Annotated in this window: 10 protein-coding genes; 5 read left to right on the forward strand and 5 right to left on the reverse strand. The window is 58.6% G+C overall.

All coding sequences use genetic code 11. The features are described from left to right. Positions 1–36 precede the first annotated feature (36 nt). Entirely contained in the window at positions 37–516 is a 480-nt protein-coding gene (locus FEM03_RS17020; RefSeq protein WP_138087490.1) for a DoxX family protein, read from the reverse strand. 148 nt (positions 517–664) lie between these two features. Further along, entirely contained in the window at positions 665–2,584 is a 1,920-nt protein-coding gene (locus FEM03_RS17025; RefSeq protein ID WP_138087491.1) for a glycosyltransferase family 39 protein, read from the reverse strand. A 229-nt stretch (positions 2,585–2,813) separates the two neighbouring features. On the opposite strand from FEM03_RS17025, the gene FEM03_RS17030 reads away from it, so the two are divergent. From FEM03_RS17030 to FEM03_RS17050, 5 genes are all read left to right on the forward strand, one after another. Next, on the forward strand, positions 2,814–3,272 hold the full coding sequence (locus FEM03_RS17030) for a Crp/Fnr family transcriptional regulator (RefSeq protein WP_138087492.1): 459 nt from the start codon (positions 2,814–2,816) through the stop codon (positions 3,270–3,272). Between the two features lie 31 nt (positions 3,273–3,303). Beyond that, positions 3,304–3,861 carry a hypothetical protein gene (locus tag FEM03_RS17035; protein WP_138087493.1) on the forward strand — a complete coding sequence of 186 codons (558 nt, stop codon included), beginning with the start codon at positions 3,304–3,306 and terminating at the stop codon, positions 3,859–3,861. A gap of 6 nt (positions 3,862–3,867) precedes the next feature. After that, positions 3,868–4,716, forward strand: a complete 849-nt coding sequence (locus FEM03_RS17040) for an SDR family oxidoreductase (protein WP_206171046.1) — start codon at positions 3,868–3,870, stop codon at positions 4,714–4,716. Positions 4,717–4,782: 66 nt separating this feature from the next. Continuing rightward, positions 4,783–5,169, forward strand: a complete 387-nt coding sequence (locus tag FEM03_RS17045) for a DUF3307 domain-containing protein (protein WP_138087494.1) — start codon at positions 4,783–4,785, stop codon at positions 5,167–5,169. A 30-nt stretch (positions 5,170–5,199) separates the two neighbouring features. Then, the gene (locus FEM03_RS17050; protein ID WP_138087495.1) at positions 5,200–6,603 is read left to right on the forward strand and encodes an alkaline phosphatase family protein; all 1,404 of its coding nucleotides are present in this window, start codon (positions 5,200–5,202) and stop codon (positions 6,601–6,603) included. Positions 6,604–6,609: 6 nt separating this feature from the next. On the opposite strand, the gene FEM03_RS17055 is transcribed toward FEM03_RS17050, so the two are convergent. The 3 genes from FEM03_RS17055 to FEM03_RS17065 all read right to left on the reverse strand — a co-directional run bounded on the left by FEM03_RS17055 (position 6,610) and on the right by FEM03_RS17065 (position 12,677). Beyond that, a complete protein-coding gene (locus FEM03_RS17055; protein WP_138087496.1) occupies positions 6,610–7,962 on the reverse strand; it encodes a sugar porter family MFS transporter in 1,353 nt (450 codons plus the stop codon). A gap of 197 nt (positions 7,963–8,159) precedes the next feature. Beyond that, on the reverse strand, positions 8,160–12,242 hold the full coding sequence (locus tag FEM03_RS17060; protein WP_138087497.1) for a beta strand repeat-containing protein: 4,083 nt from the start codon (positions 12,240–12,242) through the stop codon (positions 8,160–8,162). A 75-nt stretch (positions 12,243–12,317) separates the two neighbouring features. Then, positions 12,318–12,677: a hypothetical protein gene (locus FEM03_RS17065; protein WP_138087498.1), complete on the reverse strand. Its 360-nt coding sequence runs from the start codon at positions 12,675–12,677 to the stop codon at positions 12,318–12,320. Positions 12,678–12,684 lie beyond the last annotated feature (7 nt).

Below are 12,684 nucleotides of genomic sequence, written 5' to 3' on the forward strand. Positions count from 1 at the left end.
TTGACAAACCTGGGTCCGAGGAGTTCGGAGGTTGGTTTATTTTTTGCGGAACAGCACGCCGTCGAGCGAGAACTTGTTGCCTCTGGCGGTGTAGAGGGCCAGCGCGGTGATGATGATGGCGACGCCGATGTTGGCGGAGAGTTCAAGATCATCAGGAAGGGCGGCGAGGCCGAACCCGAGGGAGAGGAAGACGAGGCCAGCGGCTAGCAGGGAGAGTTCGGTGAAGAGTCCGATCAGGGTCCAGAGGCCGACGAGAAGAAGGACGTAACCGATGCTGTGGGCGTAGGGTCCGCAGAGGGCGGCCGGAAGGAGGCTGTTGGTGGCCATCAGGTTGGCGATGGCGGTGCTTTTTTTGTCGTAGTTTTCGAAGCTGAAGGTGGTGTCAGGTCCGTTGCCGGCGCGGAATTTGTCGACGCCAGCCATGATGAGACGCATGGCAACCCAGAGGCGGAGGATGAGATGGGCGGAGGCGAGGGATAAATCAAAACGCGGTTTTGCTGGAGTGGCTTCGGACATGTTCTTAATTTTGATGATTTTTGTGAAGAAGTCGGGATGTTGATTCTGGCAAGTTACGCGGGGAAATCCAGAAGAATTTCGGCGCGATCAGGTGTGGGTTTGAGGTTACGGATGTCGCGGGTCGGTTTGAGCGGGTTTTTTTAGGTTTTTAGGAGTCTTGATCGGCAGAGGAAGAGTCGTTCAGCCGATAGAGGTGGTGATTGAAGATGCTGGAGCCGAATCCAGTCAGGTTGGTGATGTGTTCGTATTCGCCGGAGTTTTCGAGGTGATGGATGAGTTCGCCATGGGTTTTCATCGCGTCTGATCGATGGGCGAAGGTGATCCACATGGTGCGTCCGCTGGTCCGGGCTTCGGTGGCGAGGGCCTGAAGGTCGGCGACGGTGTGGGTGGGTTGCAGGCAGGGGGCGTAGACGCCGATATCGGTCCAGAACGCGGCAAGCAGGGGTTTTTCGCTGGAGTTGTAGTGGGGAAAGGTGTCGCCGTGGATGAAGTGGACCACTTCGCGCAGGGGTTGGACGCTGTGACGGGTTTGGGTGCTGAGGACGGGTCGGAGGGCGACGCACCATGGCAGGAGAGCGACGGCGATGAGGGGGAGGGCGAATTGTTGCTGGAGTCGGCGTTGCTGCATCGCCCATCCGACGCTGCCGCTGATGAGCAGCAGGACGAAGGGCAGGCTGGAGAGCGCATACCACTCGTGGAGCACGGTGTTGGTGAGGCGGGAAACGGTGAAGGCGAGGACGATGGTGGGGAATCCTGCTACAAGGATGAGCCAGCCGGAAATGCCTCGTTTGATCCACCACCAAAGTCCGGCGATGGCGAGCAGGGTGAGCAGCAGCAAGGCGGCGACGGGGAGGTGTTGGTCGAGGTCGATTGCACGCTCGAAAGACCGGGTGAGAGTGGAATCGGGATTGGGATCGTGCCAGGGTTTGCCGGTGAGCATGAGGGTGGCGATGTTGGGCAACCAGCCCCAGGGCGTGAGGGCATTGAGTGAGCTGACCTGACTGAGATTCGTGCGCATTTGGTTGGCAGCGGGAGCGTAGGCGAGGAAGAAGAGGCCGGCTCCGAACAGGGTGCAGAGGATCCAGCGGGTGGACTGGGTGATGAGCGCGGTGCGTTGCAGGGGGTGGTTGAACCAGCGAAAGGCGAGCCAGAGAACGAGGGTGGCGTTGATGAGCAGAAGAGGGTGCATGGCGCCGGGGAAGGTCCACATGGTGAGCATTTGCACGATGCCGAACGACAGCCAGTTACGCCAGGTGCCGTGTCGCAAGGATTTGATGAGCAGCCAGGCGAGCAGCGGGAGAAGGAGGAGGAGGAAGCCGTGGCCGCGTCCTTCAGAGGAGTAGCGGATGTGCCAGGGATGGATCGAGGCGAGAAGCATGACGAGGAATCCACGGTCGGGAGAGCCGAGATCGCGGGCAAGCACGCCGAGCATGAGGATGCCTGCAATGCCGGTGATCCACACAGGGAGGCGCATGGCCCATTCGATGATTTCGCCATCGGGGGCACCGGTGATTTTTTGTGCGGTTTGGTGGCTGAGCCGGGCGAGGATGCTGAAAGGGGGGGAGTTGTTGCCGACTTCGGACAGCCATGCGGTGTTGGCCCAGGAGGTGTGGCGGAATTCCTGTTCACCGGTTTTAGGGTGTTGGCGGAAGTCACCAGCGATGTGGCGGCGGAAGGTGTAGACTTCGTCGTTGTAAAGTCCGAGATCGAGGCGCAGGGCGCGAAGACCTCCGGCGAAGAGCAGGATGGCCAGGATGGCAAGCCATGCTGTTCGACTCCATGGAGCGTGCGGTGTTTGGGGGAGAAGTTGGGGAGGTTGTTGCGGGCCGCGCCACCAGCGGGTGGTGAGGGCGGCGATGAGCATGAGAACTGCACCGACGGCGCTTGACCACCAGGTGAGGGTCAGGGCGTGGTCGATGGCGCGTGGGCGGCGGCTCTCAGCGAGGCGCAGTTCGATGGCGTGCCGGGCTTCAGGGGGCAGGCTGAGGTGAAGCAGGAGCAGGGCAATAGCCGTGAGGATGCAGAACAGGGTGGTGGGAAGGGGAGCGCGTTTGAATGAGGAGAACATGATTTAACGACCGGAGCATGAGCTGGCTGCCTGGCCAGTTGGATGATGGATTTGGCAGATGTGAGTAATGAATGCAGTTCAATTGATTGCAAGTTTAGTGGACTGAATATGCAGTTCGTTTGATGTGGAGGGCAAGATTCGCAATTCCTATGAGTTCTTTTCTTGCCAGGGTAGCCACATCCATCAAAGATGGGACTGACGCGTATAATTTTATTCCAATTAATTCGACATGAGCGCAGATTTTACGACACCTGAACTTCCGGCCCAGGGCATCATTCAACCGTTGGGTGATGACGACCGCATGTTGTTGAGCTCCTACGGGGAGTTTTTGCCTGTGCAGCCCATGCAGAAACTGATCACGGAAGGGGAGGAGCAGAACTCCCTGTATTTCGTCATTTCGGGAAACTTGCATGTGATGACGACCCGTTCGGGGCGTCAGGTGTTGCTGGGTCGGATCGGGCCTGGTGAGACGATTGGCGAAGTGAACATTTTCCATCCTGGACTGGCGAGCGCGACGGTGACGGCGGTGGAGTTTTCGCAGGTGTGGCGTTGTGACCGACAGAGCTTGGAAGATTTTATGAATGTGAGTCCGCTGCCGGCTTCGCACATTTTGATCGGGATTGCCAGCACGTTGAGCAAGCGCTTGCGCGAGATGAACGACAAGGTGGCGATTGTGGGTCACCTTTAATGGGGCTTGGGGAGGACAATCTTTTTTATTGATGAAAATTTTGTTCGCAAGTGTTGCGGTGGCGATGGTGGCGGAATCGGCTTTTGCTGATAATCCTGTCACGCAACAGCCGATCACCATGGAGCAACTCATGAGGGAGTTGCGGATCCAGGGCGGAAATTTTACTTTTGAATTTGCGACGCCGGTTTATGCCCAGATTAAGGTGCTGATGGTTTCGGAGAAAGGTGAGGAGAAGATTCAGCTTTTTGATACCGCCGAAGCACAAAAGGAAATTAAACTCTATTTTACGGTGTCGAACAGTTTTGTGGGTGATTATCCGAAGGGGGCAATTGCCAACAACATGAAGAAGATGTTGATCAAACTTTCAGGGTGTCCGGAGACTGAGGGGACGCGGGTGATGAGTTATTGGGACAAGTTTTCGAGCAATGAACATCAGGGTGGGCATGGTTCATTGATTCCGAACCTTCCGGAGTCGGCTTCGTTGGATGAAGAGTATGTTCTGCATCGGTATTACAAGGAAGGCGATCGATATGAGGTGAAGGCGACGATTCAGTTTACTGAGCAGCCTCCCAATTCGAAGGAGAAGTAGTCTTTGATGAAACGGCCGATGACTGGCAAGGTGGTTTTGGTGACGGGGGGGACCAGCGGAATTGGTCGTGAGACGGCGATAGGGCTGGTGCGGCTGGGGGCGCGGGTGTTTTTGACGGGGCGGGATGAGGGGAGGTGTGCGGAAACGGTTCAATGGATTGAAAGCGGTTGTGATGGTGCAAAGGTGGAAGGCTTGATGGGAGATCTGTCGGTTCAATCGGAGGTCCGCAGGTTGGTGATGGAACTGCGGTCGAAGACGGATCGATTGGATGTGCTGGTGAACAATGCGGGTGGATGGTTTGGGGAACGTCGATTGACGGTGGACGGTTTTGAAAGGACTTGGGCGCTGAATCATCTGGCTTATGTGCTGATGACGATGGAGTTGCTGGACATGTTGCGTGCATCGGGGGCGGGGAGGGTGGTGAACGTGGCTTCGCATTTGCATGCATATGGGAAGATGGATTTTGAGGATTTGAATGGGGAGCGGGGGTATGGGTCGACCAAAGCTTACAATCAGTCCAAGCTGGCGAACGTGCTTTTCACCATGGCGCTGGCGAGGCAGATGGAAGGGAGAGGGCTGACGGTGAATGCACTGCATCCGGGGGCGGTGGCGACGGGGATGGGTCGGGACATGACTCCTGTGATGCGGTTGGCAAACGGGGTGATGCGCTGGTTTTACCTGAGTGCAGAGAAAGGAGCGAGGACATCGATCTATCTCGCTTCGTCGCCAGAAGTGGCGGGGGTGACGGGCAAATATTTTGTGCGATGCAAAGAGGTGAGACCCGCCAGGGTCTGTGAGGATGTGGCGTTGCAGGAGCGGTTGTGGAAGGTGAGTCGGGAGCAGGTGGGATGGTGAGGTTTGTCGATTGATTGTATCAGTTTCTGGTTGCGAGGGCGGTGTCGGCATGAAAGGGTGGGGCCGATGTTTGAACTGGGCCTTACGCCGCTGAGTTTTGCCGGGGCACTGACGTTGTTTTTTGCGCTGGCCATTGGGCATGCGTTTGCGGATTTTCCTCTTCAAGGGGATTACATGGCGACCCACAAGAACCGGCATTTCAATTCGGAGTCGAAGGAGCCGCTGCCGTGTTGTTTATGGGTGCATTGCATGCTGGCGCATTGTTTGATTCATGCGGGGTTTGTGTGGATGCTCAGTGGTCAGGTGGTGCTGGGGCTGGTGGAACTGGGCATCCATTTTGTGTTGGATTGCGTGAAGTGTGAGGGTTGGTCTTCCTTCAATCTCGACCAGTGTCTGCATTATGCCTGCAAGGCCGGATATGTGATTGTCTTATATCAAGGTTGGCTTGCTTGATGGGGTGGTCGGGGTGAGGTTGGGATTCTCATGCAGCGCACTGCCATTTTGAATGTTGTTGGTCTGACGCCCCGGTTGATCGGACAGGCGACACCGCAGATTACGGCGTTTGTTGAACGGCATCGGATTGCGCGGGTGCAGCCCACATTGCCAGCGGTGACCTGCACGGCGCAGAGTTGCTTTTTGACGGGTCGGTTGCCGCGAGACCACGGGGTGGTGGCGAACGGGTGGTATGATCGGGACTACGCGGAAACGCGTTTTTGGAAACAGCCGAACATGCTGGTGAGCGGGGAGAAACTGTGGGAGGCGCTTCGCAGGGCGGACCCGGAGTTCACCTGCGCCAAACTGTTCTGGTGGTTCAACATGTATTCGTCTGCGGATTTTTCGATCACGCCACGGCCGTTGTATCCGGCGGATGGTCGCAAGGTGTTTGATGTGCACACGCAGCCGATGGGATTGCGGGAGAAGATCAAGAAGGAGCTGGGGGCGTTTCCGTTTCCGCATTTTTGGGGTCCGGCCTCGAGCATCAAATCGACGCAGTGGATTGCGGAATCGGCGAAGTGGATTGAGGAAAAGTGCTGGCCGAGTTTGTCTTTGGTTTATCTGCCGCATCTGGACTATGATCTGCAGCGGTATGGATTGGATTTTGAGAAGATTGGACCGGCGTTGAAGGAGATCGATGACGTGGTGGGGGATCTGATTTCGTTTTATGAGAAGCGCAGCATCAAGGTGTTGTTGCTGTCGGAATACGGGATCACGGATGTCGACCGGCCGGTGCATTTGAACCGCCTGTTCCGTGAGAAGGGGTGGTTGTCGATCAAGGAGGAATTGGGACGCGAGACGCTGGACCTGGGAGCGTGCCGGGTGTTTGCATTGGCGGATCATCAACTGGCGCACATCTACGTGCAGGATTCGTCATTGATGGGAGAAGTGGCGGAGCTGTTGCAGTCGACGCCGGGGGTGGGGCAGGTGATGGGCAAGCAGGAGAAGTTTTTTGCGGGGTTGGATCATCATCGGTCGGGCGATCTGATCGCGGTGGCGGATTTCCGCTCGTGGTTCACCTATTATTATTGGGAGAACGACAAGATGGCACCCGACTTTGCGCGGTGCGTGGATATTCATCGCAAGCCGGGGTATGATCCGGTCGAGCTGTTTCTCGATCCGAAGATCAAACATCCAAAATTGAAGCTGGCGTGGAAGTTGTTTTTGAAATCGATCCGCCAGAGGACGCTGTTTGATGTGATTCCTTTGGATGCGACCTTGGTAAAAGGATCCCATGGGCGGATTCCGGATGATCAGGACGACTGGCCGGTGTTGATTGGGGATCTGCCGCATCTGCCGCGGTCACTGACGCTGGGAGCGCAGGAGGTGTTTGCGCATTTATATGAACATTGCGCGAGGGGCAATGGATATCAGGGTGTCGCCAAAGGATAAAGGTTTTTAGGCTGGGGTGCCTTGGGTGAGGGGTTCGGTGCCGAGTCGGCGTTGAAGTTGTTCGAGGGGGACACCTTTGGTTTCCGGGACCATGGTTTTGACCCAGATCAGTTGAAGCACCATCATGCCGCAGAAGAACAGGAAGACGTAGCCGGGGGCGAAAGCGGCGACCATGCTGGGGAAAAAGGTGGTGAGCAGGGCGGCGAAGATCCAGTGGGTGAAGCTGCCGAAAGCCTGTCCTGAAGCGCGAAAGCGGTCGGGGAAAACCTCGGAGATGAGCACCCAAATGACGGCACCCTGTCCGATGGCATGGGCGGCGATAAAGGCGAAGATGCAGAGGGGAACGATGGCGAAACGTTCCGTGAAGAAGGCCCAGGAGCAGAGGCCAAGAGAGAGGATGTAGCCGTAGGAGCCGATAAAAAGAAGGGTGCGGCGGCCGAGGCGGTCGATGAGGTAGACGCCGAGCAGGGTGAAGATCAGGTTGGTAATGCCGATACCGATGGATTGGAGCAGGGCGGCTTGGGCACCGAGGCCGGTGAGTTCGAAAATGCGGGGGGCAAAGTAGAGGATGGCGTTGATGCCGGAGAGCTGGTTGAAGAAGGCGACAAGGAAGGCGAGCATGACGGGAATGCGCAGGGGTTTGCTCCAGAATCCGTCGGTGCGGGCACGGGACTGGTCGGCGGCGCTGACGATTTCGTCGGCGAGGTTTTCGAGGTCGGTGCGCGGGGTGTCGGGATTGACGGAGCGCATCACGGCGAGGGCGGTGGGGCGGTCTTTTTTGATGTTGAGAAGCCAGCGCGGGCTTTCTGGTATGAGTAGGCAGAGAAGGGTGTAGATGAGGGCGGGAAAGGCTTCGACGCCGAGCATCCAGCGCCAGGCCTGATCACCAATGTTGGCGAGCAGGGCATTGGAGACGAAGGCGATGACGATGCCGAAGACGATATTAAACTGGAACAGAGCGGTGAGGCGTCCGCGTTTTTCTGGCGGGGAGATTTCGGAGATGTAAAGGGGGGCTGCGACGGTGGACACGCCGATGCCGACGCCACCGATGAAGCGGGCAATGGCGAAGCTGTAGATGTCCCAGGCGAGGGCGCTAGCAATCGCGGAAAGCAGGTAGAGGACGCCAATGGCGATCAAGGTTTTCTTACGGCCGAATTTGTCAGAGGGCCAGCCGCCGAATAGTGCGCCAAGGACGGTGCCGTAGAGGGCGGAGGCAAGGGCGAAGCCGTGCATCGCAGGGCTGAGATTCCAAAGGGCCTGGATGCGTTGCTCAGCTCCGGAGATGACAACGGTGTCGAAGCCGAAGAGAAAACCCGCCAGTGCAGAAGTGATGGCGAAGAAGAACAGTCGCGAAGGCATGGCGGGCGGGATGGGTCGGTGGGTGATTACAAGGGTGGACTTAAACGAAGTTTAGGGTCAAATGCCGTATCATGGCAATGTTTGCCTATGGAAGGTCGTTGCCGTGGCCCTCATCGGCCGGGACAATTTTGGATGAATGAAACAAAGCCCCGCAATGAGACCCTCACCGGGTCGGGAAGGTCGCTATCCTGTAACCTTCAAGCCCTGCGGCGACGAAGAGCGATGAGTCCGCCCCCCAAAAGAAGGAGGAAAACGCGGGTGGGTTCGGGGACGCTGACGTAGATGATGCCGGAGCTGAGGAATTGATCGGTTTGCCAGATCCAGCCGTTGGCCTGCATGGTGGTGCTGTTTTCGAGAATGAGATCGGTGGCGACGTTGAAGGTGCCAGCGTTGATGAAACCCCAGTCGAAAAGATTGAAAACGTCGCCGAGGATTGGGCTGTAGGCGCTGGCGAGTTCGACTTTGATGGTGCTGCCCAAGGTGAGGTTGAAGGTGCCTTCCACGTCGAACGCGTCGTGATTGCCGAAGGTGCCGTCGAGAAGGCTGGTGGTTTGGATGCCGTCGAGCGGATTAGCCTCGTTGCCGGTCGCGCCTGCGAGGGTAAAGAGGGCACGCGGGGCGGAACTGCTGCCGCCGGTGGTCAGGCTGAGTGCGCTGGCGGTGAGGTCGGAGAAGGTGAGTTTGCCGACGCTGTCGCCGCCGTTGTCGCCAGCTTTGAGGGTGCCGAGAACGGTGGTCGCGCCGCGAACGGTGCCGGTGCCGGAGAGGGTGGAGTTGGCAGCGACGGTGACAGCTCCGCTGCCGGTCTGGCCGACGCCGAGTTCGCCGACTTGCAGGTTGCCGGTGTTGATGCTGGTGTTGCCGACGTAGGTGTTGGTGCCGGTGAGGGTGAATCGACCGGTGCCCTCTTTGGTGAGGCCGCCTGCGCCGACAATGGTGCCCGCGTAAGTGGTGTCGGCGGTGCTGCCGGTGGTGAACTGGATGGCGTTGGCGGCAGCGATGGTGCCGAGGTTGACGGTGCCGAAGCCGGAGAGCGATTTGATGGTTTGGGAGTAGTCGGCGATGCCATCGGTGAGGGCCAGGATGGTGGTGGGGTCGTTTGCCAAAATGACGTCGGAGTTGGCGGAGAGGCTGTTGGTGGCTCCGGCCTGGAGGATGCCTTTGTTGATGTTGGTGGCGCCGGAGTAGGTGTTGGCTCCGGTGAGGGTTTGGGTGCCTTCGCCGATCTTGGTGAGGGCGACGGTGCCGGCGCCGTCCTTGATGCTGCCGCCGAAGAAGGAGGAGGCGGCGGCGACTTCGGAGACGAGGGTGCTGGTGTTGTTGTCTCCGATGGTGAGGGTCGAGGTGGTGCCGGTGTTGCTGTTGGTGACGGCGGTGTTGGCGTGGGTGCCGTAGGAGATGAGGGAGTTGATGGTTTCGGAGAAGCCGTTGAGGTCGAGGGTGACGGGTTTGGCGCTGCTGCTGCCGGAGAGGATGACGTTGCCTTTGCCGAGACCGTGGGGGATGACTTCGGAGGCGGTGAGGCGGACGGTGACATTGGCACTGTTGTAGGCGGTGGTGAGACCGAGGTTGTTGATGCCGAGGTTGGTGTTGAGGGAGAGGTTGCCGGTGAAGTCGTTGGCGGTGTTGCTGAGTTGGATGACGTTGTCGTTGCTTGCGCCGCCCGCGAGATCGAGGCCGTAGTTGCCGGTGATTTTTCCTGCAAGGGTGGAGAGGGTGGAGGAGTTGACGGCACCGATGCGGGTGTCGCCGGTGAGGGTGATGAGGGTGCTGGCGTTGCCGATGGTGGCACCGCTCATGCGAATGGCTCCGGGGATGCCGCTTTCGCCGTGGCCGGTGCCTTGCAGGGAGAAGTTGTTGTTGAAGGTGCTGGCGCTGTTGATCCAGAGTTGACCGCCGGCGAGGACGGTGACGGGGCCGCTGCTGAGGCCGGCGGCGTTGTCGAAGCGGTTGCGGCCCTGGGTGATGATGGTGCCGCCGGTGTGGGTGTTGGCGGCGGTGTAGATAACCTGGTTGCCTGAGCCGGTGCGGACGAGGGTGACTACACCGGTGCCGTTGTCCCGGATGGAAGCATTGATTTGCATTTCACCGCTGCCGGAGTTGTTGATGATCAGTTCGGCTGCGGTGTCGTCGGCAGTGCCAGCGGTAAGGATTCCGGTGTTGGGGGTGGCTCCGATCACGAGGTTGGGAACGCTGGAGGTGACCACGCTGCCCTGGTTCCAGATGCTGTTGGTGCGGAGGATTTCTCCAGCAGCAATGTCGATGAGGCGGTTGATGGGTGCATTGGCGTTGGTGGCGTCGTTGCGAACCATGATGGTATTAACCTGAGTGGTGCCTGCGGAGGTGGTGATGGAGGTGGCGTTGTTGTCAATTCGCAGATTGGAGGTGGCTGAAGAGGCGATGTCGCCAGCGGTGTAGGTGGTGTAAATGAAGGAGGGCGCAGCTATGATGTTTCCAATGCCAGCTCCAAGTAGGTCTTTGATTGCCCAATCGTTGCCGATAATTGCCCAACCTCCGAGGATGCCGCTGGCGTCGTTATTGTTGGTAGTGGTAATACCGTTGGAGAGGGATTGGGGGCCGGTGCCGGTGGTGGTGAATTCGAGGATGCTACCGGGAACACGGGTGATGTTTTGCAGATGGACGACTGTTGGCGTTGCGGAGGTGCCGTGGGACACGGTGATGTAGCTGCGACCAGCGAGGAGGTGAGTGTTGTTGAAGGTTTGATGGGCTAGGAAACCGGTATTGCTGCCTGCGAGCCAGAGTTTGCCTCCACCCAGAACCAGTCGGCTGCCAGAATTTATCACGTTGAAATTGCTGGAAGAAACGATGTAGCTATAGGTATTGCCGCCGGTGGTGGTTGAGGGGATGTCGGTGCTGTTGTAATCGAGTTTGAGGGTGCCGACGTTGGATTGATTGACAGAGCCGCTGTTGGGGTTGTGAGCTCCGCCGAGAATGGTGGTGTCGCCGGTGTAGCTGTTGGAAGCGTTAGACACATAGGTGGCGGTGACGAGGCCTGAGGCGGTGTTGGTGCGGTTGACTGTGATTTGCTCGTTAGTCAGGGTCAGGGTGCCCATGCCGATTTTGGTGAGGCCGCCGCTGCCGCTAAGTGCTCCGCGGTAAGTGGTTGAGGTGTCGCGGTTTCCGACCTGAAGGTCGATGGCGTTTCCGTCAGCGTCTTCGAGTGTGAGGTTGCTGGTGCCTTGCAGGGCTCCGGTGATGAAGGTGCCGATCCCGGTGGCGAAGCTGATGTGCTGGGCATTGACATCGAAGTTGGCGAGGTTGAGGGTGGCGTCTTGGGCGGCGCGAATGTGGCCGAGGCGGAAGCCGCCGGTGGTGACATTCGTTTGCTGGGAGGTGATGGTGCCGGAGAAGGTGTTGGCGTTGGTGAGATTGACGAAGCCGGTGCCGCCGTTGACCTGGAGGGTGCCGCTGCCGTGGATGATTCCGGAGAAAGTGGTGGTGTTGCCGCCTTGGGCGAGGTTGAGCGAGGCGCTGCGCATGAGGATGTGGCCGGTGCCGTCGATGGTGCCGATTTGGTCGTTGGTTTTGGTGTTGAGGACGCCGCCCGTGTTGATGGTGATTCTGGCGCTGTCGCTGATGCTGTTAGGGTTGGTGTTCCAGAGGAAGGTAGCGCCGCTGTTGATAATGATGCCGCGATCGGCGGACAATTGGTTGGCGCTGCCGCCGGTGCCTTTGAGTTCGAGGGTGCCGCCGTTGATGGTGATGGGGGCGGTGCCTGTGGCGTTGAGGTTGAAGTAACCAGCGTTGCCGGAAATGCCGAAGTCGAGCGTGAGTTTGCCGACGCCAGTTTTGACGAGGCCGGCGGAGGTCATGCGGGAGGTGATGGTGGAGTCCATGTTTTGGACGTTCACGGTGGGGCCGTTGCCGGTGAGGGTGAGGACTTCAACGCTGGTGAAGTTGTTGGAGGCGGGTGGGCCGGTGATGTTCACCATGGGGGTGGCCGGGGCGATGTTGATGTGGCCTTCTTGGAAGTCGATGCCGGAGGCGGACTGGTTGGGGGTGAGCGTGATGGTGTAGGTGCCGGTGCCATCAGTGCCTGCGGCGAAGATGACCTGGCTGCCTAGGGTGTAGGCGGTGGTGGGGCTGAGGCCGTTGGCGTCGGTGGTCCAGAAGTTATCGGTGCCCCAGATGCCGCCGGTGTTGCCGGAGTAGACGGTGTTGCCGTTGGTGTCCCAGTAGAGTTGGGATTGAGCGGTCGAGAGGGAGAGGACTCCGAGGACGAGGGCAATGATGAGGGCTTGGGCGCGCGAGGGAGTCATGGTGTGAAAAGAGGTTCGGGGGAACGCCGACTCTAGTGGATATTTTTTGGAATGAACAGTATTTATTGAGGTGGATCAGGTGCCGTCGAAGTGGTGGGTGCGGGGCAGTTCGGTGCCGCACATGATGCAGGTTTGGCGTCGGGAGTTGGTTTTGCTGTGGCATTGGGGGCAGTCGATGATTTGCATGCCGATTTTGCCGTCCTGGACGCCGTCGCGGAGATCGATGTCGAGCATGCGCTGTTCGATGTCGGCTTCGGTGAGGTCGGTTCGTTCTTTGACGAGTTCCCACAGAGACTGGCAGGCGAGTGAAAGTCGATCGACGTGGCGACGGAGTTGTTTGAGGTCGTCGGCGAAACCGTCGGTTTTGCGTGCGGCGCGGTCAGCTTGTTGCTGGGCGGAGTGGATTTGGCCTTGTTGATGGACTTCCCAGAGCATGACGGTG

The organism is Phragmitibacter flavus (assembly GCF_005780165.1).
Taxonomy (GTDB): domain Bacteria; phylum Verrucomicrobiota; class Verrucomicrobiia; order Verrucomicrobiales; family Verrucomicrobiaceae; genus Phragmitibacter; species Phragmitibacter flavus.